This is a genomic window from Streptomyces sp. NPDC003697 (assembly GCF_053587115.1).
The window spans coordinates 1-25,607 of the sequence record NZ_JBSFNN010000008.1; the positions used below are offsets into that span (position 1 = coordinate 1).

The window sequence follows — 25,607 nt, forward strand, 5'->3', positions numbered from 1 at the left end:
CTCAGCGGCCAGGACAGCCCAGCCACGCTGGTCCTCGACGAGTTCGACCTCGTGACCACCCCGGAGATCGCCGAACAGCTGGAGTTCGGCCCGGCCCGGCGGCGGCATTCGGTGCGGCCGGTGCGGCGGGGGCCGGTGGGGCGGGGGCCGGTGCGGGCCGGCAGGGCGGCGGTCACGGGCTCCGGCCCCGAGCCGACGCCGCGGCCCAGGGCCCCGGGCCGGTCGGGCCCCCTCCGGCGGCCGGGTTCGGCGGGCCGGGCAGCGGGACGCCTTTCGCGGCGCCGGGGCAGGGCGGGCAGGCCGCCGCCGGCGGCCCCGGTCCCGCCGCACCGGCCGCGTCCGCCGGTGCGGGCGGCCCCGGCTTCGCCGCCGGGAAGGCGGCCGCCGCGCGGGCGGCGGCGCAGGCGCAGGCCCGGACAGGCGCCGCCGCCTCACCCTCCGTGCCGTCGGAGCCCGCCCCGTCCTCGGTGCCGCACCAGGCCGCCGCGGCGCCGGTCACCTCCGGCGCTTCCGCCGTCGCGCCGACGCCCATGACCGCCGGCCCCGGTGGGGGACAGTCGTCGTGGGCCCAGCAGGTGCACCGGCTCGCGGGATCGGCCGACGACCAGCCCGTGGTGCCGTGGAAGCCGCCCGTCGAGGACTTCTTCCAGGCGGCGGCGCGCCGTCAGGCCGAGGCCCGGCCCGCCGGTCTCGGCAGGCGGCTGGCGGCCCGGCTGGTGGACACCGTCGTCCTCGCGGCCGTCACCGCCGTGGCCGGCGTACCCCTGGGCGCGAAGGCGGTCGACCACGTCGAGGAGAAGATCGACGCGGCCAGGCTCTCCGGCCGTACGGTCACGGTCTGGCTGCTGGACGGCACGACGGCGACGTACCTCGGCATCGTCCTCGCCGTGCTGCTGCTGTTCGGTGTCGTCTACGAGGTGCTGCCCACCGCCCGGTGGGGCCGCACCCTGGGCAAGAAGCTGTGCGGTCTCCAGGTACGGGACATCGAGGCCAACGAGCCCCCGTCGTTCGGCACGGCCCTGCGCCGCTGGCTCGTCTACAGCGTGCCCGCACTGCTGGGCATCGGCGCCGTGGGCGTGGTGTGGTGCCTGTTCGACCGGCCGTGGCACCAGTGCTGGCACGACAAGGCGGCCCACACCTTCGTGGCCGGCTGACGCCCCGTCCGGCCGCGCCGCACGGGCCCCGCACGGCGTCTCGGGCCTTTCCGCGGGCGTCTGGCGCGGCGCCCGTCCCGGCGTTCCCGCGACGCCGCCCGGGACGTCGTGCGACGACCGCACCAGCGGGGCCGGTGCGGTCCGCGGCGTGCTGCGGCCACGGCGGCCCCTCCTCCCTCCGGCACGGGGACCCGCGCGCTGCGCCCGTACGGCCGCGCTGCCCCCTTACGGCGTAGACAGGCCTCGCCCGCTACTCCCTACGGCCGTGCGCCGGATGCGAAGGCGCGGGGTTCGCGGTCGACTCGGGCCATGAGCACCGAACCGCCCCCCGGCTCCGGACAGCAGCCACCGCCCCCCGGCGAGAACCCCCGGGGCGGCGGCCCGTACGGCGACGGGCCTCGCGGCGGCGGCTCCCGGGGCGGGGACCGGCGGAACGGCAGTCCGTACGGCGACGGCCCTCACGGCGGCTTTTGGGGCGGGGATCAGCGAAACGGGAGTCCGTACGGCGACCGGCCCCCGGCCGGTACCCCGTACGGCGACCGGCCTCCCGGCGAAGAGCCCCGGGGCGGCAGCCCGTACGGCGACCGGCCTCCCGGTGAGAACCCCCAGGGCGGCAGCCCGTACGGCGACCGGCCTCCCGGCGGCGGCAGCCCCTACGGCGGTGCCCCGCAAGGCGGCGAGGGCCCCCACAGCCCCTACGGCGGCGGCCCGCAGGGCCCGTACGGCGGCGGCGAGTACCCGTCCGACCCGCTCGCCGGCATGCCCCCGCTCGCCGATCCCGGCCGGCGCACGCTCGCCCGGATCATCGACCTGATCCTCGTCGGCGTCGTCGTCTGGCTGATCACCTGGGGCCTGCGGGTGAACGAGTACATGGTGAACACCGAGCGCATCGAGATCGGCAGGTCGTTCACCCAGTCAGTGATCGCCGCCGTGCTCTACGTCGCCTACGACACCTACCTGACCTCCCGATCGGGGCAGACGCTCGGCAAGAGGTGGCTGGGCATGCGGGTGGCCAACCTCGACAACGGCGCCACCCCGTCCGTGCAGACCTCGCTGGTGCGCGCGCTGGTGCTCTGGCTGCCCTTCTGGTTCTGCTGCGCCTGCGTCTGGCTGGCGGTCTCGGGGGGCTGGAGCTACTTCGACCGCCCCTACCGGCAGGGCCTGCACGACAAGGCGGCCAAGACGGTGGTCGTGAGCGTCCGCTGACGGGGCGTCGCACCGGCGGCGGACGAACGTCAGGAGGCCGTCGTCCCCCGTGCCGCCTCGGCGCCGGCGGAGACGCGCTCGCGCCGCTCGGGTACCCGCTGCCGCGGCGCGAAGGCCGCCTCGGGCGCCGAGGGGCGTGTCCCGGGCACCGCCACCGTCAGGGCGACGAGCAGTCCCAGAGCGAGCGCCGCGACGGCGATGACGGCGATCCACAGGCCCGAACTCGTCTGTGACAGCAGCAGCATGGCGAGCGTGGAGAAGAGCACGGTGCAGCAACCGTAGGCGAGCTGTGCGGCAGTCGGACGAGGCATGGCAATCGTGTCCTCGGCAGGATCGGGGGTGAGACGGGGTGCCGGCCTGGCTTTCCGCCGACTTCCTGACGTTCCGCCATTCGACTCTAACCGCCTCCATGCCCGAGGGGAGCGGCCGGTAAGCGTGACCTAACCCACGGTACCGATGCATGGGGGGCGCACGGAGTCATATCGTCCACGAAGTGGACGCGCTCGCGCGCCGTCGGCCGCTGTCCCGGCCGTCCGCAAAGCGGACGCCGCCTCCGCATAGTGCACTTGACCTGTCCAAGTCAAGGTCTGTCTTTTCTCTTGAACCTGCAGTCAAATGTGGTCACTTGACTACACGCGTTGATTGCGCGCGGACTTCCGCATGCCCGCATGCCCCTATCCCGCATGCCCGTATGCCCAGAGACCCCCTTCCGCGCGCCCTGGGACGCGTCAGGGGAGGACAGCACGTGACCAGCAAACCCTGGACGTTCAGAACGGCGGCGATCGGTGTCGCGCTCGCGGCGGCCACCGCCTCGTTCTCGACGTTCGCCGTGGCGGAGGCCGCGACGACGGACACCTCCGCCTCCGTCGACCGGCACGACCCGCAGCCGGTGAAGATGGCGGAGCACGACCTCGACGGCCCGCTGAGCAAGACTCAGGAAGCCCAGCGCCAGGAGGCGCTGAACCAGGTCATCGCCGGCAAGGCGCAGGTGAAGGACCGCAACGGTTCGAAGGTCGTCCAGCTGACGGGCGACGACAAGTACGTCGAGCTGGGCCGGCAGAAGACCGACAAGATCTTCACCATCCTGGTCGAGTTCGGCGACCAGGTCGACCCCAAGTACGGCGGCACCGCCGGCCCGCTGCACAACCAGATAGCCGCGCCCGACCGCACGTCGGACAACAGCACGGCGTGGCAGCAGGACTACGACCGGAAGCACTTCGAGAACATGTACTTCGGCACCGGCGACGGTGTCGAGTCCATGAAGAAGTACTACGAGAAGCAGTCCTCGGGCCGCTACTCGGTCGACGGCGAGGTCTCCGACTGGGTCAAGGTGCCCTACAACGAGGCCCGTTACGGCTCGAACTACTGCGGTGACACCACCTGCTCCAGCGTGTGGAACGTCGTCAGCGACGGCGTCACCGCCTGGGTGGCCCAGCAGGAGGCGGCCGGCAAGTCCGACGCCGACATCAAGGCGGACCTGGCCAACTACGACCAGTGGGACCGCTACGACTACGACGGCGACGGCAACTTCAACGAGCCCGACGGCTACATCGACCACTTCCAGATCGTGCACGCCGGTGAGGACGAGTCCGCCGGCGGCGGCGTCCAGGGCGAGGACGCGATCTGGGCGCACCGCTGGTACGCCTTCGGCACCGACGCCGGCGCCACCGGCCCCGAGAACAACAAGCTCGGCGGCACGCAGATCGGCAAGACCGGCATCTGGGTCGGCGACTACACCATCCAGCCGGAGAACGGCGGACTCGGCGTCTTCGCCCACGAGTACGGCCACGACCTCGGCCTGCCCGACGAGTACGACACCGCCGGCGGCGAGAACTCCACCGGCTTCTGGACGCTCATGTCCTCCGGTTCCTGGCTCGGCCGCGGCGAGGACGCCATCGGCGACCTGCCGGGCGACATGAACTCCTGGGACAAGCTCCAGCTCGGCTGGCTGAACTACGACACCGCCAAGGCCGGTGTGAAGTCGTGGCACAAGCTGGGCGTCGCCGAGTACAACACCCAGCACCGCCAGGCGCTGATCGTCTCCCTGCCGGACAAGGCGGTCACCACCGAGGTGGTCACCCCGGCCGAGGGCTCGACCCAGTGGTGGAGCGGCAGCGGTGACGACCTCAAGAACACCCTGACCCGTTCCGTCGACCTCACCGGCAAGTCGTCGGCCGCCCTCACCCTGGACGGCTGGTACGACATCGAGGCCAACTACGACTACCTCTACACCGAGGTGTCGACCGACGGCGGCGCCAACTGGACCGCCCTGGACGGCACGGTGGACGGCCAGGCCATCCCGCGCGACGGCAGCGACAAGCCGGCCCTGACCGGCACGGTCGACGGCTACACGAAGCTGTCGTACCCGCTCGACGCCTACGCGGGCAAGAAGATCCAGCTCCGCTTCCGCTACCAGACCGACGGCGGCGTGGCGCAGAAGGGCTTCGCGGCCGACGAGATCAAGGTGACCGCCGACGGCGCCCCCCTGTTCTCCGACAACGCCGAGACCGCGGACGCGGCCTGGACGGCGAACGGCTTCTCCCGCATCGGCGCGTCCTTCACCAAGGACTACAAGCAGTACTACCTCGCCGAGAACCGCCAGTACGTCTCGTACGACACGACCCTGAAGACGGGCCCGTACAACTTCGGCTTCGCCAGCCGTCCGGACTGGGTGGAGCACTACCCGTACCAGAACGGCCTGCTGATCTGGAAGTGGGACACCTCCCAGCTGGACAACAACACCAGCGCCCACCCGGGCACCGGTCTGATCCTGCCGGTCGACTCGCACCCGGTGGCGTTGCGGTGGACCGACGGCACCCTGATGCGCAACCGCGTCCAGGCGTACGACTCGCCCTTCAGCCTGTACGGCACGGACGGCATCACGCTGCACAGGGCGGACGTCGCCAAGGAGATCAAGGCGTCGAGGGGTGTGTCCGTCTTCAACGACCGGACCCACACCTACTACGACCCGTCGAACCCGGCCGGTGGTGTCGAGGTCACTGACACCAACACCAAGATTTCGATCACCAAGGAGGCCAGGGACGGCTCCACGATCGAGCTCGTGGTGGACCGCGCGGCTAAGTAGTCGGTAAAAGCGCAGGTAGAACACGTTTCGGCGGCGACCCCTTGGCGGGTTGCCGCCGATCGTGTTTAGGTGCGTCCTATGGCTCGCTTATTGACACCGACCGGAACGGGGATGTGACTGCATGACCGCAGGAGGTTTCTGCAAGCTGCCGAACGGCACCGTGGTGGTGGCGCTGAACCTGCCCAGCCCCGCCGCCGGCGGCCCGCCCGGCAGCGACCCCGCCGGGGGAGTCCGCGTACTGGTCCACGCCCGCAACCGCGCCCGTGCGCTGACGCGCCTGCGCAACCTGGGTCTGCGGGCCGTCTACCTGCGCGGCAACGCGGCCCCGCCGACGCCGGACGAGGTCACCGCGGTCCTGCACCACCCGGACGGCCTGATATGGCGCACGGCCCCCGGCGGCGCTGTCGGGCAGGCCGCCGGCCGGACGGAGCTGTGGCGTTCCGTCCGGTCCCTGCCGGGGCGCCCCACGGCCCCCGCTCAGCCCCGGCGCCCACCGGTCGCCGACCGGGGCTGACGGCCCGCCCCCGGCGCGGAGAGGGGGGACCCACCCTCGCCGCCCGGCGCAGAGGGCAGGGGACGTACGGCCCGCGCCCGGCGCGGGGGCCCAGGGCGGCAGTCCTAGGCGACGACCGGCTTGCCCGTGAGTTCGACGCCCGCCCGGCGCATCTCCTCCAGGGCCCGGTCCGTGGTCTCCTCGGCCACCCCGGCGGTCAGGTCCAGCAGGACCCTGGTGCGGAAGCCCTCGTTCACGGCGTCCAGGGCCGTGGCCCGCACGCAGTGGTCCGTGGCGATGCCCACCACGTCGACCTCGTCGATCTCCCGGGCCCTGAGCCAGTCGGCCAGCGACAGCCCGTTCTCGTCGGCGCCCTCGAAGCCGCTGTAGGCCGCCGCGTAGGCGCCCTTGTCGAAGACGGCGTCGATCGCGCCCGAGGCGACGGTGGGGGCGAAGTTCGGGTGGAAGCCCACGCCCTCCGTGCCGGCGACGCAGTGCGCGGGCCAGGAGCGGACGTAGTCGGGGTTGTCGGCGAAGTGACCGCCGGGCGCTATGTGGTGGTCGCGGGTCGCCACCACGTGGCGGTACCCGGCCGGTGCCTGGCCGATCAGCTCGGTGATGGCGGCGGCGACGTCGGCACCCCCGGCCACCGCGAGGCTGCCTCCCTCGCAGAAGTCGTTCTGCACGTCTACGACGATCAGGGCGCGGCGCATGGTCGGTGTCCTTCGACGGTCGGGTCGGTGGGAGGAGGGGTGCGGGGCCCGGCGGCACCGGGGCCCGCACGCAAGGGGTCGGGGACTGCTGCGGGAGTGCGCACCCGCTTTAGCTACCCGAGCCCGTCTGCACGTACTCCGTCGGAATGACGGGCTCCCCTCGCGAGAGCTGCGTCGCCGACAGCGGCAGCCCGGCGCGGGCGGCCGCGTGCCGGTCGCGGGCGACGTCCAGGGGCTCACGGCCCACGACCTCGCCGCCCTCGACCAGCTGGACCAGTAGCTGCCGGTCGGCGAGGTCGGCGGGCACCGGGCCGGTGCCGACGACCTCGGCCTCGGCGATTCCGTGCCCGTCCAGCCGCCGTGCGGCCCACTTGCGCCCGCCGACGGACGTCTTGCCGCCGGTGGACTTCTTCGCCACCGGCACCAGCGGAGCCGCCGGGTCGGCGCTCTCGGCGCGGGCGACCAGCTTGTAGACCATGGACGCCGTGGGGTGGCCGGAGCCGGTGACCAGCTGCGTGCCGACGCCGTAGGCGTCCACGGGCGCCGCCGCCAGGGAGGCGATGGCGTACTCGTCGAGGTCCGAGGTGACGACGATCTTGGTGTCGTGGGCGCCCAGCTCGTCCAGCTGCTGCCGGACGCGGTGGGCGACCAGCAGCAGGTCGCCGGAGTCGATACGCACGGCGCCCAGCTCCGGCCCGGCGACCTCGACGGCGGTCCGGACGGCCTCGGCGACGTCGTAGGTGTCCACCAGCAGGGTGGTGTCCCGGCCGAGGGAGTCCACCTGGGCCCGGAAGGCGTCCCGCTCGCTGTCGTGCAGCAGGGTGAAGGCGTGGGCGGAGGTGCCGACGGTGGGGATGTTGTAGCGGAAGCCGGCCGCCAGGTCCGAGGTGGTCGCGAACCCGCCGACGTAGGCGGCCCGGGCGGCGGCGACGGCGGCCAGCTCGTGGGTGCGCCGGGCACCCATCTCGATCAGCGGCCGGTCACCGGCGGCGGACGCCATGCGGGAGGCGGCGGCCGCGATCGCCGAGTCGTGGTTCAGGATCGACAGGATCACCGTCTCCAGCAGCACGGACTCGCCGAAGGTGCCCTCCACCCGCATGATCGGTGAGCCGGGGAAGTACACCTCGCCCTCCGGGTAGCCCCAGATGTCGCCGCTGAACCGGTAGCCGGCGAGCCACTCCAGGGTCGCCTCGTCGACGACGGCGCGCTCGCGCAGGAAGGACAGGACGCCCGCGTCGAAGCGGAAGTTCTCCACCGCGTCCAGGACGCGGCCGGTGCCCGCCACGACGCCGTAGCGCCGCCCGTCGGGCAGGCGTCGGGTGAAGACCTCGAAGACGCTCCGCCGCCCGGCGGTGCCGGCCTTCAGGGCGGCCTGCAGCATCGTCAGCTCGTACTGGTCCGTGAAGAGCGCCGTCGAGGGGACGTCCACCGGCAGCCCAAGGTCCGCTGTGTTCATGGTGGGGGATCGTACTCCGATTTCGTCAGACTGACGATTTCCGGGGTCCATTATGGGGATCACCTCCGCAGCCGCCCGGCCGGGCGGGCACGAACGGCGGATCGCCGCGGGGCCCGTTTGTGCTCCTACCCCCCGGCGGTGGCAGCATGGGCGTGTGACCTCACCCGCTCCCGCAGAGATCGAACGCCCCGAGTCGGCGGAGGAAACGTTCGCCGTCCCCGAGCCCGACGTCCCCTGGGTCACGATCGTCCACAACGACCCGGTCAACCTCATGAGCTACGTGACGTACGTCTTCCAGACGTACTTCGGCTACTCCAAGGACAAGGCCACCAAGCTCATGCTCGACGTCCACCACAAGGGCCGGGCGGTCGTCTCCAGCGGCAGCCGCGAGGAGATGGAGCGCGACGTGCAGGCCATGCACGGCTACGGTCTGTGGGCCACCCTCCAGCAGGACCGGAAATAGCCGCCAGGACCGGAAGCAGCGAACCGACCCCCATGCCAGGACACTTCGAACCGCTCCCCGGCGGCGGCGCGGCCGTCGCGCTCGACGACGTCGAGATCTCCATCATCAGGTCGCTGGCCGTGCAGCTCCTGGAGCTGATCGGCCCCGGCCCCGCCGACGACGCGTCCGCCGACCCGCTCGCCGGACTGTTCGCCGACGGCCCGAGCGAGCCGCCCTCCGACCCCGTGCTCAGGCGGCTGTTCCCGGACGCCTACGGCGACCCGGAGGAAGCCCCCACCTCCCCGGGGGAGGCCGAGGAGCAGCGCGCGCACTCCGCCGAGTTCCGCCGCTACACCGAGAACGACCTGCGTGCCGGCAAGCGCGACAACGCCCTCGCGGTGATCCGCTCGCTGGACGAGCTGGCCTCCGGCTCCGCCGGCGAGGGCGGGGCGGTGCTGCGCCTGTCGGCGCAGGAGTCCAGGCGGTGGCTCGGCGCCCTGAACGACCTGCGCCTGGCCATCGGCTCCCGCCTGGAGATCTCCGACGAGGACGACACCGACGACCTCTTCCGCCTCCCGGACGAGGACCCGCGCAAGCCGATGGTGATGGCCTACCTGTGGCTCGGCGGCCTCCAGGAAACCCTCGTCACCACCCTTATGCCCTGATCCGCCCGGGCTTGACCGGTGCGGTGTTCGCTCAACGGACGCTCAAATCCGGATAACGATCCCGTCACCGCCCCCGCCCGATATCGCCGACCGGTGTGCGCTTTGTCTGCTTCTCCTTGTGCGATGCGCCACAGCGCGCTCCGGTGATCAGTCCCGGGGGCGTGGTACATCTTCACGACCGCCCGGCGGACACCACCCATGTCCCGCCGGGTGCGCCACCGAGCCGGTAACCGCCGGCCAGGCACGAGCGGCCCCGGTAAGCCGCTCAGCTCCAGGTATCCGGGGGGATCGCAACCCGATCCGCGGCCGACCAGCGGCCCGGGTCGGCATGGAGAAAGGCGCACCACACATGACCTCATCGCAGGTCGGGAAGAGCTACGACGAGCACGACCGCAATGACGTCGTGAGCGGCGACGCTCCCGAAGAGGGTTACGAGCGAGGACTCGGCAGCCGCCAGGTCCAGATGATCGCCATCGGCGGCGCCATCGGCGTCGGCCTCTTCCTGGGCGCCGGGGCGAACATCGCCAAGGCCGGCCCCAGTCTCATCCTCATGTACGCCCTCGCCGGCGTCATCATCTTCTTCATCATGCGGGCGCTCGGCGAGCTCCTGCTCTACCGCCCGGTCTCGGGCTCCTTCGCCGAGTACTCCCGCGAGTTCCTCGGCCCGTTCTTCGGCTACTTCACCGGCTGGACGTACTGGCTGATGTGGGTGGTGACCGGCATGGCCGAACTGACGGCCGCCGCCATCTACGTCCACTACTGGTTCCCGTCCATCCCGCAGTGGGTGACGGCGCTGGTCTTCCTCGTCGTGCTGTTCGTGGCCAACCTGATCTCGGTGAAGCTCTTCGGCGAGATCGAGTTCTGGTTCTCCATGGTCAAGGTCACCGCGCTCATCGGCATGATCGTCATCGGCCTGGGCGTGCTCACCTTCGGTTTCAGCGCCGCCGGCGACACCGCGGCCGTCTCCAACCTGTGGGCCTTCGACGGCTTCTTCCCCAAGGGCATCGGCTCGTCCCTGATGACCCTGCAGGGCGTCATGTTCGCCTACCTCGCCGTCGAGCTGGTCGGCGTCACCGCCGGCGAGTCCGAGAACCCGGAGAAGACCCTCCCCAAGGCGATCAACACCCTGCCCTGGCGCATCGCCCTGTTCTACGTCGGTGCCCTCACCGTCATCCTGTGCGTGGTCAAGTGGACCGAGTTCGCGGAGGGCGTCAGCCCCTTCGTGAAGGCGTTCGCGGTCATCGGCATCCCGGCCGGCGCCGGCATCGTCAACTTCGTCGTGCTCACCGCCGCCCTGTCGTCGTGCAACTCCGGCATGTACTCCACCGGCCGCATGCTGCGCACCCTCGCCGACAACGGCGAGGCCCCGCGGGTCTTCAGCAAGCTGTCCGCCTCCAAGACCCCGGCGCTCGGCATCACCGTCTCCGTCGCCTTCATGTGCATCGGCGTGGTCCTGAACTACGTCGTCCCCGAGAAGGCCTTCGGCTACGTCACCTCCGTCGCCACCGCCGCCGGCATCTGGACCTGGCTGATGATCCTGGTCAGCCACGTCCTCTACCGCCGCGCCGTCGACGCGGGCCGGCTGCGCGCCTCCTCCTTCCCCGCGCCGGGCGGCGCGGTGTGCAGCTGGATCGCCATCGTCTTCCTGCTCTTCGTCACCGGCCTGATCGCCTACGACGCCGACTCCCGGGTGTGCCTGTACGTGATGGCCGTGTGGGCGATCGCCCTGGCCATCGGCTGGTGGGTCCTCAAGGCCCGCAACCCGCAGGTCACCTCCCGCCGCGAGCCGGAGCTGGAGAACGTGGGCTGACCCGCTCCGCCCGGACGTCCGGCCCCCGGGACCGCTCGCGGGAACCCCGCGGCCGCCGCTCAGGACGTCCGCCATGCGGGCCGCTCCGTACCACCCTTCGGTACGGGGCGGCCCGCCTGCTTATCCTGAGCCTCATGCTGACCATCACCCAGGCCCTGCACGACCAGATCGTCGCCCACGCCCGCCAGGACCACCCCGACGAGGCCTGCGGCGTCGTCGCCGGACCGGCGGGCTCCGGCCGGCCCGAGCGGTTCATCCCCATGCTGAACGCCGCCCGGTCGCCCACCTTCTACGAGTTCGACTCCCAGGACCTGCTCAAGCTGTACCGCGAGATGGACGACCGCGACGAGGAACCCGTCGTGATCTACCACTCCCACACCGCGACCGAGGCCTACCCCTCCCGCACCGACGTCTCCTACGCCAACGAGCCCGGCGCGCACTACGTCCTGGTCTCCACCGCCGACACCGACGGCGCCGGCGACTTCCAGTTCCGCTCCTTCCGGATCGTCGAGGGCGAGATCACCGAGGAGGACGTCAAGGTCGTCGACACCTACTGATCCCACCCCTCGGTCGGCGAACGTCCGCACTGTGGTACCGCACTCCGGACGGGGCGCCGGGAATCGATACGATGAGCCCATGGTTATGGACGACGTGAGCGAGAAGACGCCGGGCGCCCTGCTCGTGGCGCGGCTGCACGTCGACCTGTGCCGGCTCGACAGCGCCATCTGTTGACGCAGCACACCGCCGCCGTACGGCCGTGAGCCCACGGCCCCCGCCCCGCGTGACCGAACGCTCCGTGCCGCCGCGCGCCCACCGAACCGACCTCCATTCGACAGGAGTCCGAAGCCATGGCCATCGAGGTCCGCATCCCGACCATCCTCCGCCAGTACACCGACGGGCAGAAGGCCGTGGAGGGCAACGGAGACACCCTCGCCGACCTCTTCGCCGACCTCGAGACCCGGCACACGGGCATCCAGGCCCGCATCGTCGACGGCGGCCAGCTGCGCCGCTTCGTCAACGTCTACCTCAACGACGAGGACGTCCGCTTCCTCGACGGCATCAGCACCAAGCTCGCCGACGGCGACAACGTGACGATCCTGCCGGCCGTGGCCGGCGGTATGGCCTGATCCGCATGCGTTACGACTCCCCGCTCGCCGCGGTCGGCAACACCCCGCTGGTGCGCCTGCCGCGGCTGTCGCCGTCCGAGGACGTCCGCATCTGGGCCAAGCTGGAGGACCGCAACCCGACCGGATCCGTCAAGGACCGCCCCGCACTGCACATGGTCGAGCAGGCGGAGAAGGACGGCCGCCTCACCCCGGGCTGCACCATCCTCGAGCCGACCTCCGGCAACACCGGCATCTCCCTGGCCATGGCGGCCAGGCTCAAGGGCTACCGCATGGTCTGCGTGATGCCCGAGAACACCTCCCAGGAACGCCGGGACCTGCTGCGCATGTGGGGCGCCGAGATCATCTCCTCGCCCGCGGCCGGCGGCTCCAACACCGCCGTGCGCGTCGCCAAGGAGAAGGCCGCCGAGCACCCCGACTGGGTGATGCTGTACCAGTACGGCAACCCCGACAACGCCGGAGCCCACTACGCCACCACCGGCCCGGAGATCCTCGCAGACCTCCCGTCGGTCACCCACTTCGTCGCCGGCCTCGGCACCACCGGCACCCTCATGGGCGTCGGCCGCTACCTGCGCGAGCACAAGCCGGACGTGAAGATCGTCGCCGCCGAGCCGCGCTACGACGACCTCGTCTACGGCCTGCGCAACCTCGACGAGGGCTTCGTCCCCGAGCTGTACGACGCCTCCGTGCTCACCACCCGCTTCTCCGTCGGCTCGGCCGACGCGGTCACCCGCACCCGCGAGCTGCTGCAGCAGGAGGGCATCTTCGCGGGCGTGTCCACCGGCGCGGCCCTGCACGCCGCGATCGGTGTCGGCCGGAAGGCCCTGAAGGCGGGCGAGAGCGCCGACATCGTGTTCGTCGTCGCCGACGGCGGCTGGAAGTACCTCTCCACCGGCGTCTACACCGCGGCCACCACCGAGGAGGCCATCGAGACGCTGCACGGCCAGCTCTGGGCGTAGGCCCCAGCGTCTCGGGCCGACACACCGATCGCCCCGCACGGGCGGCACGAGCCCGGCCGGCTCCGCGAAGGACCCGGCCGGGCTCCGCCGTTCGCGCGTCCGGCGAGCCCGGTGGACCGGAAGACGTCACATAGGGCACCGGGGAAACGGGCACCCGCAACCGCACAGGCAGAAAGGCGGCCGCCCCCATGCGCCGGACGACGACCTTCCACCGGACCACCGCCACCGCGGCGGCGGTGGCCGCGCTGCTGCTCACGGCCTGCGGCACCGAGGGCGGCGGCCCCGCCGACGGCACGTCGTCCCCCACGGCGGCACACCCGGCCTCCGGCCCGTCCTCCCGGCCCGCCCCGCCGTCCACCTCCACGTCCGCGACCGGCACGGGCCGGCCCTCCGCCTCCCCGTCCGCCGGCACACCGTCCTCCCCGGCAGCCTGCGCGGAGCGCGTCGAACTCACCGCCGCCGACTCCGGCCGCACCCTCTGCCTGACCCCCGGCGGACAGCTCCGCCTCACCCTCGACGGCACCAGGGACCGCCCGTGGACCCCGGTCAGGGCCACCGGCGACGACGTCCTCAGAGCCGCCAACGCCGGCATCGTCGTCCTGCCCGGCGACGCCGTCGCCGCCTTCGACGCCGTCACGCCCGGAACCGCCCGGCTCGCCTCCTCCCGGCCCCCGTGCGGCACCGCGGCGGACGGGACCGCCTGCGAGGGCCCACGGCAGTGGACCGTCACGGTGGAGGTGAGAAGTCCGTGAAGGCCCGCCGTCACCCGGCGCCACCGACGGCGGCCCGGCCCGGGCGTACGGTCGTGGCGTCCCGGCGGGGGCCGGCGGCGGCCGGCGGCCCTACGGCGGTCGCCTCACCCGGCCAGGTAGCGCACCTGGTCCCACAGCACGGGGTCCACCACCCCCACCCGGTGCCGGAAGTCCCACACCGGCACCTCCCGCACCTGGTCGGTCTCCAGGAAACTGGTGCGGCCCTGCGCGTCCCCCACCGATCCCGGCGGCAGCGGAATCACACCCGCACGCTCGCCGCGGTCCCTGCTGGTGATCCGGGCCACCCGCGCCCGCTTGCCGTGCACGGACAGCACCAGGCAGGGCCGGTCCTTCGCCACCGCACTGGTGCCCTCGCGCCCCTCGGCGTTCGGCACGTGCGCCCACCAGATCTCCGCGGGCCGCGGCCGCGCGGCACCGCCCCGGCCCGCCGTCCGCCCCGGCGCGCGGGACCGGCGCCGGCCGGACCGCTGCCCCCGTCCCCACCCGTCGACGAGCGTCGCGACGAGCGCGAGCAGCACCACCGCCGCGAGCGCCAGCCACCAGGACGTGTCCATACGGACGACGTTACCGGCGCGCGATCCGCGCCGCGCGCCCTCTGGAAAACCCCACGCGCCCCAGAGTCAGCCGATCCGGTGACACCACAGGTGAGTTCGCCCACAACAGCCCCTGGTGGAGGACCGACCCGTCCTTTTGCGCCTTACGCTCGACGGACCGCACGACCCCTGTCACCCCTTACTGATGTCCTCACCGATGTCTTCCCGCCAGCGGAGGTTTCTGCTTCATGAAGCTCACCGTCGTCGGCTGCTCGGGGTCGTTCCCGTCCACGGAATCGGCCTGTTCGAGCTACCTCGTCGAGGCCGACGGCTTCCGGCTGCTTCTCGACATGGGCAACGGCGCCCTGGGCGAGCTGCAGCGCCACTGCGGTCTCTACGACCTCGACGCGATCTTCCTCAGCCACCTGCACGTCGACCACTGCATCGACATGTGCTCCTACTTCGTCGCGCGCTACTACCGCTACGACGGCGGCCGCTGCGGCCCCCTGCCCGTCCACGCCCCCGAGGGCGCCGAGCACCGGCTCACCACCGCCTACGCCGACACCCCCACCGCCTCGTCCATGAGCGAGGTTTTCGACTTCCACACGGTCAAGCCGGGCACCTTCGACATCGGCCCCTTCACCGTGCACACCGAGCGGGTGGCCCACCCCGTCGAGGCGTACGGCATCCGCCTCGAACACGGCGGGAGGACGCTGACGTACTCCGGCGACACGGGCGTCAGCCAGGCGCTGGAGGAACTCGCCCGCGACGCCGACCTGTTCCTGTGCGAGGCTGCCTTCACGTACGGCAAGGAGTCCATCCCGGACCTGCACCTCAACGGCCGCGAGGCCGGCGAGACGGCCGCCCGGGCCCACGTCCGCCGCCTGGTCCTCACCCACATCCCCCCGTGGACGGACCCGCAGATCAACCTGGCTGACGCCCGCGCGGTCTACGACGGGCCGGTCGAGCTGGCGGTGGCGGGGGTGTCGTACGACGTCTGAGCCCGTGCCGAGCGCCTGCGGTCCCCGCGGCTCGTCGACGTGCCGGGGCGGAGCCGGCCCCGGCGGCCTCGGCGGAAGGCGCGCTCGCCCGGAGACCTGAAAAGGCGCGCTCCCCGGTCCGCTTCGGGCCGGGGAGCGCGCCTTTCGCCGCAGGTGCCCGGGGGGACGTCCTACTTGGCCTCGGCCTTCTGTATCTCCGCGAGTTCCTCGTCGGACTCACGACCCGGAGTGGGCAGGTTGAACCTGACGATGGCGAAGCGGAACACCGCGTAGTAGAGCGCCGCGAAGCACAGGCCCACCAGCACCAGCCCCCACGGGTTGCTCGCGATGCCCAGGTTCAGCGCGAAGTCGATCGCGCCCGCCGAGAAGCCGAAACCGTCCTTCATGCCCAGCGCCCAGGTCAGCGCCATCGAGACGCCGGTGAGCACGGCGTGGATGGCGTAGAGGATCGGCGCGATGAACATGAACGTGAACTCGATCGGCTCGGTCACGCCGGTCACGAACGACGTCAGCGCCAGCGAGAACATCATGCCGCCGACGACCTTGCGGCGCTCGGGGCGCGCACAGTGCACGATCGCCAGGCAGGCGGCCGGCAGCGCGAACATCATGATCGGGAAGAAGCCCGTCATGAACTGGCCCGCCGTCGGGTCGCCGGCCAGGAAGCGCTGGATGTCGCCGCTCTTGCCGTGGTAGTCGCCGGCCTGGAACCAGGGGAAGGAGTTCAGCAGGTGGTGCATGCCGATCGGGATCAGCGCGCGGTTGGCGACACCGAAGACGCCGGCGCCGACGGCCCCGGAACCCACCAGCCACTCACCGAAGTTGTGCAGACCCGTGCCCAGCACCGGCCAGATGTAGCCGAAGACGATGCCGATGACCAGGCCCGCGAAGGCCGACAGGATCGGGACCAGCCGGCGGCCGCCGAAGAAGCCCGCCCAGTCCGGCAGTTTGGTGCGGTGGAAGCGCTGGTAGAGCAGGGCCACCACAAGGCCCATCACCACGCCGCCGAGGACCTTCGCGTCCACCGGGGCGTTCGCCATGACGATCTTGCCGTCGACGACGTGCGCCTCCTTCGGCAGGTTCTTGTCGGTGAACGTCGCCAGCACGTTCTTGAAGACGAGGTAGCCCACGACGGCCGCGAGCGCCGTGGAGCCGTCGGACTTCTTGGCGAAGCCGATCGCGATGCCCACGGCGAACAGCAGCGCCATGTTGTCGAGGATCGCGTTGCCGCCGGCCGACATGAAGCCCGCGATTTTCGTCAGGAACGTAGGGAAGGAGGGCCGTCCCAGCATGTCTTCGTGGCCGAGACGCACCAGAAGGGCGGCGGCGGGCAGGACCGCCACCGGCAGCATGAGGCTGCGGCCGATGCGCTGCAGCACAGCCATCGGGCCGGCGCCCTTCTTCTTCTCGGCCGCGGGAGCGGCGCTGGCCGTGGTCACAACTTCCTCCAGTGGGCAGGGCGCCGCCCGGTACAGGGGGAGGGACGGCGGCGTCTCTGGTCTACACCACCCAGTGGTGTAGACCTGTTGTAGCACGATGGAGGCGGCCCGAGGAACCCACGATTCCTGCTACCCGAGGACTACGCGGCGTGCCCGCCGAGCCTCCGACGGGAGCGCCTCCCGGCCCGGTCCGTCCGCCGCGCGGAAGTCCGCCCGGCCCCTGCCCGCCACCCTCGCGGGAGTCCGCCGGGCCCCGCACCGCGCGCACCCGAGGAGCCGCCGCGTACCCGGCCCGCGCGCACCCGAGGAGCCGCCGCGTACCCGGCCCGCGCGCACCAGCGGAGCCGCCGCGGAACAAGCCTGCCCGCCGGCCGCCTCCCCACGGTACGTCGCACCTTCCTCCTTCCGGCTCGCCTGACCCGCCCGGCCGCCCGGCCGCCCGGCCGCCCGGCTCCCCTGGCGGCCTGCCCGGCCCGCACCACCGGCCCTTGACCGCGTGTGTCCCCCGTCCGCAAGCTGGTGTAGACCAGTCGGCGGACGGTTCCGCTGCCGTGACCGCCGCCCACCGGTACCCACGGCACAACCGCTCGCGAAGATCGGCCAATTGTGGGTTACTGCGACAAAGCGGTTCGGATCAGGGAGAAGGAACATGGCCAGCAAGGCTGAGAAGATCGTTGCCGGGCTCGGCGGCATCGACAACATCGACGAGATCGAAGGCTGCATCACCCGCCTGCGCACCGAGGTCAACGACCCCTCGCTGGTCGACGAAGCCGCCCTCAAGGCCGCCGGCGCCCACGGCGTCGTCACCATGGGCACCGCCATCCAGGTCGTCATCGGCACCGACGCCGACCCCATCGCGGCCGAGATCGAGGACATGATGTGACACCGGCCCGCCCGGCCCCCCCGGGGCCCCTCCCACCACGCGCCACGGGAGGGGCCCCGCCCCATGACCTCCCCCCTCCGTCCCCCGCCGCCCCGGCCCCCGCCCCGGCGCAGCCCGCGGCACCGCCGCCCGGGACTTCGACCCCATCACGGGGCACTAGGCTCGACGCCATGTCTCGAATCGACGGCCGCACCCCCGAACAACTCCGCCCGGTCACCATCGAACGCGGCTGGAGCAAGCACGCCGAGGGCTCCGTCCTCGTCTCCTTCGGCGACACCAGGGTCCTCTGCACCGCCTCCGTCACCGAAGGCGTCCCGCGCTGGCGCAAGGGCAGCGGCGAAGGCTGGGTCACCGCCGAATACGCCATGCTGCCCCGCTCCACCAACACCCGCGGCGACCGCGAATCCGTCAAGGGCAGGATCGGCGGCCGCACCCACGAGATCTCCCGCCTCATCGGCCGCTCCCTGCGCTCCGTCATCGACTACAAGGCCCTCGGCGAGAACACCGTCGTCCTCGACTGCGACGTCCTCCAGGCCGACGGCGGCACCCGCACCGCCGCCATCACCGGCGCCTACGTCGCCCTCGCCGACGCCATCGCCTGGGCCCAGGCCAAGAAGATCGTCCGCCCCGGCCGCCAGCCCCTCACCGGCACCGTCTCCGCAGTCTCCGTCGGCATCGTCGGCGGCATCCCCCTCCTCGACCTCTGCTACGAGGAAGACGTCCGCGCCGACACCGACATGAACGTCGTCTGCACCGGCGACGGCCGCTTCGTCGAGGTCCAGGGCACCGCCGAGGCCGAACCCTTCGCCCGCGACGAACTCAACAGCCTCCTCGACCTCGCCACGGCCGGTTGCGCCGACCTCACCGCCGTCCAGCGCACGGCACTCCAGACGCCCCTCGCCAAGTAAAGGGCAGCCCAAGCCGCCGCGGCCGCCGCGGGCAACCCACCCACCCCGGACCGCGTCCCTACCGGTACGGGCGTACGGCACACCGCCGTACGCCCGGCCGACGACGGGAGGCGCCCACCAGGCGCCCGCAACGGGGAGGGACCCACGCCATGGCCGCCAGCCGACGCCGACGCCCCGGCCGCACCACCACTGCCATCACCGCCGCGGCCGCCGCCGTGCTCACCCTGGCCCTCACCGGCTGCGGCGCCGTGGACAAGGCACTCGACTGCGTCCAGACCGCCGACTCCATCGCCGACAGCGTCACCGACCTCCAGCAGGCCGTCGAGAACGCGGCCGGCGACCCCGCCCGCACCGAGCAATCCCTCGACGCCATCGAGCGGAACCTGAGGAAGATCGGCGACAGAACCGACGACGCCGACGTCGACAAGGCCGTCGACGACCTCGGCGCGGCCGTCGGCGACGTCCGCACCGCCGTCGGGAACGGCGACCGGACCCCCGACATCAGCCCCGTCACCGACGCGGCCGGCGAACTCACCAAGGTCTGCACTCCGTAACCCCCGCCGGAGCCGAGAGCGCGCACGGGACCGGCTCGGGTCGACGGTGCCGTGGACCGACGGCACAGGCGGACCCGGCGGACCCGGCGGTCCGACGGGACCGGCACGAACCCACGCCGGCCCGGCCGGGATACTGGACGGCATGACCCGCCTCATCCTCGCCACCCGCAACAACGGAAAGATCGCCGAACTGAGGGCCATCCTCGCCGACGCAGGCCTCACCCACGAGCTCATCGGCGCCGACGCCTACCCCCACATCCCCGACGTCAGGGAAACCGGCGTCACCTTCGCCGAGAACGCCCTCCTCAAGGCCCACGCCCTCGCCCAGGCCACCGGCATCCCCGCCGTCGCCGACGACTCCGGCCTCTGCGTCGACGTCCTCGGCGGCGCACCCGGCATCTTCTCCGCCCGCTGGGCAGGCCGGCACGGCGACGACAAGGCCAACCTCGACCTGCTCCTCGCCCAGCTCTCCGACATCTCCGAGGAACACCGCGCCGCCCACTTCGCCTGCGCGGCCGCCCTGGCCCTCCCCGACGGCACGGAACGGGTGGTCGAGGGCCACCTGACCGGCACCCTGCGCCACACCCCGGCGGGCACCAACGGCTTCGGCTACGACCCGATCCTCCAGCCCGACGGCGAGACGCGCACCTGCGCCGAACTGACCCCCGAGGAGAAGAACGCGATCAGCCACCGCGGCAAGGCGTTCCGCGCACTGGTACCGGCGGTGCGGGAGCTGCTGGGCTGAGCAGCAGAAACGGCCTGCGTCTCGCTTTCGATTCGCAGGCCGTTCGCGTGCGGCGGAAGGGATTCGAACCCTCAAGCCCGGTCAAGGGCCACAGAACCTAAATCTGCTGCGTCGCCGTTGCGCCACCGCCGCTAGCCGCCAGTCATAGTACCGGGAGTCGCCCGCCGTCGGCCCCCTCCTCTGCACCACGTGCTGGTGATCGCATGGCAGTTGGGACACAGCAGCCGCAGGTTCTCCCGCCGGTTGTCGCTCCAGTCCCCGTTGATGTGGTCGATCTCCAGCGTCATGGGCCTGCCCAACCACTCAGGGTCGGTCCCGCACCGCGCGCACCGCTCGGGAACGCCGACCGCGCGGAGCGCCCGGCGAAGGCGCCTGGTGTTCGTGCGGTGTCCGGCCTCGTGCCGTACCAGGACGTCCTCCGGCCGCGAGGCGGTGGGCGAGGGTCTTCCCCGTCGGTGGGCATGCCCCAGGAAGTGCGCGGTCGAAAGCTGGTCGTCGGCGATCCACCGCTGTAGTCGCGCTCGCTGGGCACCATGGCTTCCGAGTTCAAGTCGGCGCAGGACTTCGGACAGGGAGATCGACTGGGCTACCGCCGACCGCAGTTCGTCGCGTGACGGCCGGGACTGCCGGCCGCAGGGGCGGAAGTGGGAGATGTCGATGCCGAAGTGCGCGAAGCGCCTCGTCAGATAGGTGCGGAGGTATCCATACCGACGGGCTCCGAAGAAGGCGATCACCTCGTCGAGGTCGGTACAGCAAGAGGCCGCCTCATTTAGTTGTTGCCGCGTGTAGCGCGTGCCGTCGCTCATGCGGCGGAGCTTTTTCCGCGCCTCTTGCCACGACCGCGGTAAGTGTCCGTCGCCGAGTGACAGTTCGGGCAGAGCAGACGCAGGTTCCCGATCCGGTTGTTCCGCCAGTTGCCGTCGATGTGATCGACCTCCAGCGGGAGCGGGGATCCCAGCCAGGTCCCGTCGGCACCGCAGAGGGCGCATTGCTCCCGCACGCCCGACTCGGTCAACGCCCTCCTGAGTCGGCTGTTCGGAATGCGCAGGGCGTGCGCCGACGTCTCCTCGACCAGAAGGTCCGCGGCTGTCCGGCGAGGACGGTCGCGTCTCGTGCGCTCCGTCCGGACCCCCGGTGTGAAGTGCGACGTGTCGATGCCGCAGGCCCTGATGCGCCGCGAGATGTGGGTGTGATGTCCGCCGACGACGTCGAGGCCGAGCCGCCGCAGCACCTCGTTGACACTGCTCGACGCCGCCACCACTGGTTCCAGGACCTCCCGCGTCCACTTCACTTCCCGCTCGAAGTGCGAGACGTCCACGCCCAGTTTTCGCATCCGCGCCGCCACATAGCGCCGGGTCGGGCTCTTCGGGTCCACCCCCAGCCTCTCCAGCGCCTGCGACAGCGTCCGTGCGCCCCGGGCCGCCTCCTCCAGTCGTTCCCGGGTGTACGCGCTCGCCCCCATGGCACCCCCTCCGTGCTCGGCCATGCGTTCGTTCTCTCGTACGGACCAACGAACCGGTGGTCGGATCGTCACGCACGGAATGCGAACGCGAGCGCGGCCCGCACCGGGGACTCCGGTGCGGGCCGCGCGGGGCTGTGGGCGCTGCGGGGCCGGGCGGTCAGATGCCCAGGTCCTTGATGATCTTGGCGACGTGGCCCGTGGCCTTGACGTTGTACAGGGCCCGCTCGACCTTGCCGTCCGCATCGACGACCACCGTGGAGCGGATGACGCCGACGACCGTCTTGCCGTACAGCTTCTTCTCGCCAAAGGCGCCGTAGGCCTCGAGGACCCGCTTGTCAGGGTCGGCGAGGAGCGTGACCTCCAGGGACTCCTTGTCGCGGAACTTCGCCAGCTTCTCCGGCTTGTCGGGGGAGATGCCGATCACGTCGTAGCCGGCGCCGGCCAGCACCTCGAGGTTGTCGGTGAAGTCGCAGGCCTGCTTGGTGCAGCCGGGCGTCAGGGCCGCCGGGTAGAAGTAGACGATGACCTTGCGGCCCTTGTGATCGGCCAGCGACACCTCGTTGCCGTCGGCGTCGGGCAGGGTGAAGGCCGGGGCCGTGTCCCCGGGCTGGAGTCGCTCGGTCATCGGGGTGGTCTCCTCGTGCGTCAGGTCATTACCGTGCCGGTCCGAGGGTAACCGGGGGTGCCGACAGTGCGGTCGGAGGCAGAGCTGACAGACTGTGCCGAACAGGCATCAGTGGACATCGGAGGCGGTACGGTGGCGGACACGGCGGACTCCAGGACCCCGGCGCAGATCGAGGCGGACATCAAGCGCCGCCGTGAGGTGCTGGCCGAGACGCTCGACGAGATCGGGGCGCGGGTACACCCGAAGACGATCGTCGGGGATGCGAAGGCCAAGGTCGTCTCCCATGTCGACCACACGGTCGGCCGTGCGTACGTGCAGGTCAACCGGACCGTGAGTGAGGTGCGCGCGCAGTTCGTGGACGAGGACGGCGCACCGCGGCTGGAGCGGCTCGTGCCGGTCGCGCTGGTCGCCGTGGGGCTGGTGGGGCTGCTGGCGCTGGGCGTGCGGCGGCGCCGGGGCTGAGCGTGGGGGACCCGCCCGCGTGCGCGGGGGCGACCCACCTGCGTGCGCGGGGGCTGAGGGCAGGTAGGTTCGAGGCGTGAGCGCCAAGAGAAACGAGCACAGCACCCATCACGACAAGCTGCCCATCCGGATGCTGCACGACCGTGTTCTGGTCCGGCAGGAGACCGGTGAGGGCGAGCGGCGTTCGGGCGGCGGCATCCTGATCCCCGCCACGGCGGCGGTGGGACGCCGGCTGGCCTGGGCCGCGGTGGTCGCGGTGGGTCAGAACGTACGGACCGTGGAGCCGGGCGACCGGGTGCTGTTCGACCCGGAGGACCGGGCCGAGGTGGAGGTGCGGGGCATCCCGTACGTGCTGATGCGTGAGCGGGACCTGCACGCCGTGGCCGCGGACCGGTTCGAGGGGTCGGAGGACTCCACCGGGCTGTATCTGTAGAGGCTCCGGCGTCCGGTCCGTCCGATGCGGGCGCCCGTGCGGCCGTCGTGCCCGTCCGCCGGGTCCCGGACCCGGTGGCCGTGCGGAAAGGGGCTGGTGACCCTGTGGTCACCAGCCCCTTTCCGCTGTTCTCACCGCGGGCGGTGGGGGAAGGTGTCCCGTCCGTTGCCGGTGGTCGCCGCGCCGCCGTCGCCGGTGGTGTTGCCGGCGGGCTCGCCGGTCGTGCCTCCCGTGGTGTCGCCGCCGGGGCCGGAGGTGGTGTCTCCGCCGGCGGTGGGGGTGCCACCCGTCGTGCCGCCGGTGGCGGTGCCGGGGGTGCCGCCGGTGGCGTCGCCGGTCGTGCCGCCGATGGGGTCTCCCGTGGTCCCGCCGGTCTGGCCGTCGATGCCGCCGGTCTGCCCCTGGTCCTGGCCACCGGTGTCCGGGCCGCCGGTGGCACCGCCGTCGCCCTGGCCGCCGGGGCCGGGGGGCTGGGAGGCGGAGTCGCCGGGCGGCGGCTGGATCACGTCGGCGCCGCGCTGGAGGCGCAGGTCGAAGTCGTGGACCGGGGTGTTCTTGAGGGCGTTGCGCGTGAACTGGGCCCAGATCTCCGCGGGCGCTCCGCCGCCGTTGATGCGGGGCAGGCCCGTCGCGCCGTAGAGCGACTTGTGGGCGGCGGTGACGGGATCCTGGCCCATGACGGAGACGACGGCGGCGAGATCGGGCGTGTAGCCGGCGAACCAGGCCGCGGTGTCCTCCTCGGCGGTTCCGGTCTTGCCGGCGGCGGGGCGGCCGGCGCCCTGGGCGGCGGTGGCGGTGCCGTTCTGGACGACGCTGCGCAGGACGGCGGTGGTGGTGTCGGCGGCCTCGCGGCTGACGGCCCGGGCGGTGGTCCCCTCGGGCAGGGCGATCGTGTCGGAGTGGTCCTTTGTGATCTTCTCGACCAGCGTGTAGGGGGCGCGCCTGCCGTGGTTGGCGAGGGTCGCGTAGGCCTGGGCCATGTCGAGGACGCTGGCGGTGGCCGGGCCGAGGGCGATGGACGGGGAGGGGGTCAGGTCGGGGGTGCCGGCGGGGATGCCGAGGCTGACGGCGGTCTGCTGGACCTTGTCGGAGCCGACGTCGACGGCCATCTGCGCGTACACGGAGTTGACGGACTTGTCGGTGGCCTCGCGGACGGTGATGTTGCCGTAGGAGGCCTTGTCCTCGTTCTCGGGGGCGTAGCGGCCGCCGTCCCAGCCCTGGACGGGGCGCGCGTTGGTGCCGTCGTAGTAGGTGTTGGGGGTGATGGGGCGGCCGTCCTGGGTGGTGGAGCTGTGTTCGACGGCGGCGGTGAACACGAACGGCTTGAACGTCGAGCCGACCTGGAAGTCCCGGCGGGTGGCGTTGTTCGTGTACTGCTTGACGTAGTCGACGCCGCCGTACAGGGCGAGGACCTTGCCGGTCCGGGGGTCGACGGCGGCGCCGCCGGCGCGGACGTAGGTGTCGACCTTGCGGCCGTCCTTGTCCAGCCTGGACATCAGCTTGTCGTTCACGGCGTCGACGAGGGCGGTCTGCTTCTTCTTCTGCAGGGTGGTGGTGATGCGGTAGCCGCCCGCGTCCAGCGCCTGGTCGTCGAGAATCCCGTTCTTGGCCAGGTAGTCCTTGATCGCTTTGACCAGGTAGCCGCGCTGGCCGGACAAGCCGATGGAGACGGTGGCGTCCTTCGGCGCGGGGAAGGTCATGCCGGCCCGCTCCGACTGGTCGAGCCAGCCCTTCTGGACCATGCCGTCGAGGACGTAGTTCCAGCGGGCCACCGCGGCGGACTTGTTCTCCGGGTGGGCGACGACGTCGTACTCGCTGGGCGCGTTGACGAGGGAGGCGAGGTAGGCGGCGCGGGCGGGGTCGAGGTCCCTGGCCTTGACGCCGTAGTAGGCCTGGGCGGCGGCCTGGATGCCGTAGGCGTTGCGGCCGAAGTAGCTGGTGTTGAGGTAGCCGGAGAGGATCTGGTCCTTCGACTGGCTGCGGTCCAGCTTGATCGCGATGAAGAACTCCTTCACCTTGCGGGTGACGGTCTGCTCCTGGCCCAGGTAGTAGTTCTTCACGTACTGCTGGGTGATGGTGGAGCCGGACTGCTTGCCCTTGCCGGTGGCGGTGTTCCAGCCGGCGCGCAGCATCGCCTTGGGGTCGATGGCGGACTCGGTGTAGAAGTCGCGGTCCTCGGCGGCGAGGACGGCGTGCTGGGCGTCCTTGGAGATCTGCGAGAGGTCGACGTTCTCCCGGTTGATCTCGCCGTCGCGGGCGATCTCGGAGCCGTCGGCATAGAGGTAGACGTTGCTCTGCTTGATGGCGAGGGCGTTGGCGGACGGGATCTCGACCAGGGAGTAGCCGAGGAAGAACGCTCCGATGACCAGCAGGACGACGGTGAGGACGGAGCCGAGCACCGTGCGCCAGGTGGGGATGACGCGGCGCAGGCCGGTGCGGCGCGGCCGCCCGGCCGTGGTGCCTTCCGCCTCGGGCCCCGCCGGTGGCTCTTCGGGCGTCCCGCCCTGGTTCGGCTGCTGCGGCTCGTCGCTCATGTCGTGCACGGACTCCTGTGTTTCGCGTCGTACGTCGCCGTACGCCTCGTGCGCCTGGAGCGCCTTGTGCGCCCCATGATGAAGACTCTCGTACCCCGCGTTCCGTTCCCCGCCGCAAGCGAGTGTCCGGGCCGGAAATCCCGGTGGCACG

Annotated in this window: 28 protein-coding genes and 1 tRNA gene; 19 read left to right on the forward strand and 10 right to left on the reverse strand. The window is 71.8% G+C overall.

What is annotated here, in order from left to right; genetic code table 11:
• Both ACWDNY_RS05030 and ACWDNY_RS05035 read left to right on the forward strand, forming a co-directional pair.
• A partial coding sequence (locus ACWDNY_RS05030) for an RDD family protein (protein WP_451644314.1) occupies positions 1-1,154 on the forward strand: 1,154 nt, incomplete at its 5' end.
• 309 nt (positions 1,155-1,463) lie between these two features.
• The gene (locus ACWDNY_RS05035) at positions 1,464-2,360 is read left to right on the forward strand and encodes an RDD family protein (protein ID WP_451644315.1); all 897 of its coding nucleotides are present in this window, start codon (positions 1,464-1,466) and stop codon (positions 2,358-2,360) included.
• Positions 2,361-2,389: 29 nt separating this feature from the next.
• Here ACWDNY_RS05035 and ACWDNY_RS05040 read toward each other — a convergent pair whose 3' ends face one another.
• Positions 2,390-2,671 (reverse strand): hypothetical protein, encoded by a 282-nt coding sequence (locus tag ACWDNY_RS05040; protein ID WP_451644316.1) that lies wholly within the window; start codon positions 2,669-2,671, stop codon positions 2,390-2,392.
• 434 nt (positions 2,672-3,105) lie between these two features.
• Between ACWDNY_RS05040 and ACWDNY_RS05045 the strand changes: the two genes are divergently transcribed.
• Both ACWDNY_RS05045 and ACWDNY_RS05050 read left to right on the forward strand, forming a co-directional pair.
• Positions 3,106-5,445, forward strand: coding sequence for an immune inhibitor A domain-containing protein (locus ACWDNY_RS05045; protein ID WP_451644317.1), 2,340 nt, complete (start codon positions 3,106-3,108; stop codon positions 5,443-5,445).
• Positions 5,446-5,566: 121 nt separating this feature from the next.
• A complete protein-coding gene (locus ACWDNY_RS05050) occupies positions 5,567-5,959 on the forward strand; it encodes a hypothetical protein (RefSeq protein WP_451644318.1) in 393 nt (130 codons plus the stop codon).
• Between the two features lie 104 nt (positions 5,960-6,063).
• On the opposite strand, the gene ACWDNY_RS05055 is transcribed toward ACWDNY_RS05050, so the two are convergent.
• Both ACWDNY_RS05055 and ACWDNY_RS05060 read right to left on the reverse strand, forming a co-directional pair.
• Entirely contained in the window at positions 6,064-6,651 is a 588-nt protein-coding gene (locus ACWDNY_RS05055; RefSeq protein ID WP_451644319.1) for a nicotinamidase, read from the reverse strand.
• 109 nt (positions 6,652-6,760) lie between these two features.
• Positions 6,761-8,107: a nicotinate phosphoribosyltransferase gene (locus ACWDNY_RS05060; RefSeq protein WP_451644320.1), complete on the reverse strand. Its 1,347-nt coding sequence runs from the start codon at positions 8,105-8,107 to the stop codon at positions 6,761-6,763.
• Positions 8,108-8,261: 154 nt separating this feature from the next.
• Here ACWDNY_RS05060 and clpS point away from each other — a divergent pair, with 154 nt between their 5' ends.
• From clpS to ACWDNY_RS05100, 8 genes are all read left to right on the forward strand, one after another.
• A complete protein-coding gene (gene clpS, locus ACWDNY_RS05065; RefSeq protein ID WP_361498818.1) occupies positions 8,262-8,570 on the forward strand; it encodes an ATP-dependent Clp protease adapter ClpS in 309 nt (102 codons plus the stop codon).
• A 32-nt stretch (positions 8,571-8,602) separates the two neighbouring features.
• Positions 8,603-9,214: a DUF2017 domain-containing protein gene (locus tag ACWDNY_RS05070; protein ID WP_451644321.1), complete on the forward strand. Its 612-nt coding sequence runs from the start codon at positions 8,603-8,605 to the stop codon at positions 9,212-9,214.
• Between the two features lie 349 nt (positions 9,215-9,563).
• A complete protein-coding gene (locus ACWDNY_RS05075) occupies positions 9,564-11,024 on the forward strand; it encodes an amino acid permease (protein WP_451644322.1) in 1,461 nt (486 codons plus the stop codon).
• 134 nt (positions 11,025-11,158) lie between these two features.
• Positions 11,159-11,581: a Mov34/MPN/PAD-1 family protein gene (locus ACWDNY_RS05080; protein ID WP_451644323.1), complete on the forward strand. Its 423-nt coding sequence runs from the start codon at positions 11,159-11,161 to the stop codon at positions 11,579-11,581.
• Positions 11,582-11,660: 79 nt separating this feature from the next.
• A complete protein-coding gene (locus ACWDNY_RS05085) occupies positions 11,661-11,756 on the forward strand; it encodes a putative leader peptide (protein ID WP_361498810.1) in 96 nt (31 codons plus the stop codon).
• Positions 11,757-11,872: 116 nt separating this feature from the next.
• Positions 11,873-12,151 carry a MoaD/ThiS family protein gene (locus tag ACWDNY_RS05090; protein ID WP_451644324.1) on the forward strand — a complete coding sequence of 93 codons (279 nt, stop codon included), beginning with the start codon at positions 11,873-11,875 and terminating at the stop codon, positions 12,149-12,151.
• Between the two features lie 5 nt (positions 12,152-12,156).
• The gene (locus ACWDNY_RS05095) at positions 12,157-13,107 is read left to right on the forward strand and encodes a PLP-dependent cysteine synthase family protein (protein WP_451644325.1); all 951 of its coding nucleotides are present in this window, start codon (positions 12,157-12,159) and stop codon (positions 13,105-13,107) included.
• A 188-nt stretch (positions 13,108-13,295) separates the two neighbouring features.
• A complete protein-coding gene (locus tag ACWDNY_RS05100) occupies positions 13,296-13,859 on the forward strand; it encodes a hypothetical protein (RefSeq protein WP_451644326.1) in 564 nt (187 codons plus the stop codon).
• A 104-nt stretch (positions 13,860-13,963) separates the two neighbouring features.
• Here the strand turns inward: ACWDNY_RS05100 and ACWDNY_RS05105 are convergent, their stop codons facing one another.
• Positions 13,964-14,434, reverse strand: a complete 471-nt coding sequence (locus ACWDNY_RS05105; RefSeq protein WP_451644327.1) for a type II toxin-antitoxin system PemK/MazF family toxin — start codon at positions 14,432-14,434, stop codon at positions 13,964-13,966.
• A 227-nt stretch (positions 14,435-14,661) separates the two neighbouring features.
• On the opposite strand from ACWDNY_RS05105, the gene ACWDNY_RS05110 reads away from it, so the two are divergent.
• On the forward strand, positions 14,662-15,414 hold the full coding sequence (locus tag ACWDNY_RS05110; protein WP_451644328.1) for an MBL fold metallo-hydrolase: 753 nt from the start codon (positions 14,662-14,664) through the stop codon (positions 15,412-15,414).
• Positions 15,415-15,584: 170 nt separating this feature from the next.
• Here the strand turns inward: ACWDNY_RS05110 and ACWDNY_RS05115 are convergent, their stop codons facing one another.
• Positions 15,585-16,850 (reverse strand): PTS transporter subunit EIIC, encoded by a 1,266-nt coding sequence (locus tag ACWDNY_RS05115; protein ID WP_451644329.1) that lies wholly within the window; start codon positions 16,848-16,850, stop codon positions 15,585-15,587.
• A gap of 649 nt (positions 16,851-17,499) precedes the next feature.
• Between ACWDNY_RS05115 and ACWDNY_RS05120 the strand changes: the two genes are divergently transcribed.
• The 4 genes from ACWDNY_RS05120 (at position 17,500) to rdgB (ending at position 19,940) form a co-directional block, all read left to right on the forward strand.
• The gene (locus tag ACWDNY_RS05120) at positions 17,500-17,733 is read left to right on the forward strand and encodes a glucose PTS transporter subunit EIIB (RefSeq protein ID WP_086572736.1); all 234 of its coding nucleotides are present in this window, start codon (positions 17,500-17,502) and stop codon (positions 17,731-17,733) included.
• A 170-nt stretch (positions 17,734-17,903) separates the two neighbouring features.
• The gene (gene rph / locus ACWDNY_RS05125) at positions 17,904-18,641 is read left to right on the forward strand and encodes a ribonuclease PH (RefSeq protein ID WP_451644330.1); all 738 of its coding nucleotides are present in this window, start codon (positions 17,904-17,906) and stop codon (positions 18,639-18,641) included.
• Positions 18,642-18,790: 149 nt separating this feature from the next.
• Entirely contained in the window at positions 18,791-19,195 is a 405-nt protein-coding gene (locus tag ACWDNY_RS05130; RefSeq protein WP_451644331.1) for a hypothetical protein, read from the forward strand.
• Between the two features lie 142 nt (positions 19,196-19,337).
• Positions 19,338-19,940, forward strand: coding sequence for an RdgB/HAM1 family non-canonical purine NTP pyrophosphatase (gene rdgB / locus ACWDNY_RS05135; protein WP_451644332.1), 603 nt, complete (start codon positions 19,338-19,340; stop codon positions 19,938-19,940).
• Positions 19,941-19,988: 48 nt separating this feature from the next.
• Here the strand turns inward: rdgB and ACWDNY_RS05140 are convergent.
• From ACWDNY_RS05140 to bcp, 4 genes are all read right to left on the reverse strand, one after another.
• A tRNA-Leu gene (locus ACWDNY_RS05140) sits at positions 19,989-20,072 on the reverse strand.
• Complete coding sequence (locus ACWDNY_RS05145) at positions 20,072-20,746, reverse strand: HNH endonuclease signature motif containing protein (protein WP_451644333.1); 675 nt, start codon at positions 20,744-20,746, stop codon at positions 20,072-20,074. Before ACWDNY_RS05145 ends, ACWDNY_RS05140 begins: the two co-directional genes overlap by 1 nt.
• Positions 20,743-21,402: an HNH endonuclease signature motif containing protein gene (locus ACWDNY_RS05150; RefSeq protein ID WP_451644417.1), complete on the reverse strand. Its 660-nt coding sequence runs from the start codon at positions 21,400-21,402 to the stop codon at positions 20,743-20,745. Before ACWDNY_RS05150 ends, ACWDNY_RS05145 begins: the two co-directional genes overlap by 4 nt.
• Positions 21,403-21,559: 157 nt before the next feature.
• Positions 21,560-22,027 (reverse strand): thioredoxin-dependent thiol peroxidase, encoded by a 468-nt coding sequence (gene bcp, locus ACWDNY_RS05155; protein ID WP_451644334.1) that lies wholly within the window; start codon positions 22,025-22,027, stop codon positions 21,560-21,562.
• Positions 22,028-22,159: 132 nt separating this feature from the next.
• On the opposite strand from bcp, the gene ACWDNY_RS05160 reads away from it, so the two are divergent.
• Entirely contained in the window at positions 22,160-22,489 is a 330-nt protein-coding gene (locus tag ACWDNY_RS05160; RefSeq protein ID WP_451644335.1) for a DUF3618 domain-containing protein, read from the forward strand.
• A 76-nt stretch (positions 22,490-22,565) separates the two neighbouring features.
• The gene (locus tag ACWDNY_RS05165) at positions 22,566-22,922 is read left to right on the forward strand and encodes a GroES family chaperonin (RefSeq protein ID WP_451644336.1); all 357 of its coding nucleotides are present in this window, start codon (positions 22,566-22,568) and stop codon (positions 22,920-22,922) included.
• A 131-nt stretch (positions 22,923-23,053) separates the two neighbouring features.
• Here the strand turns inward: ACWDNY_RS05165 and ACWDNY_RS05170 are convergent, their stop codons facing one another.
• Complete coding sequence (locus ACWDNY_RS05170) at positions 23,054-25,456, reverse strand: transglycosylase domain-containing protein (protein ID WP_451644337.1); 2,403 nt, start codon at positions 25,454-25,456, stop codon at positions 23,054-23,056.
• Positions 25,457-25,607 lie beyond the last annotated feature (151 nt).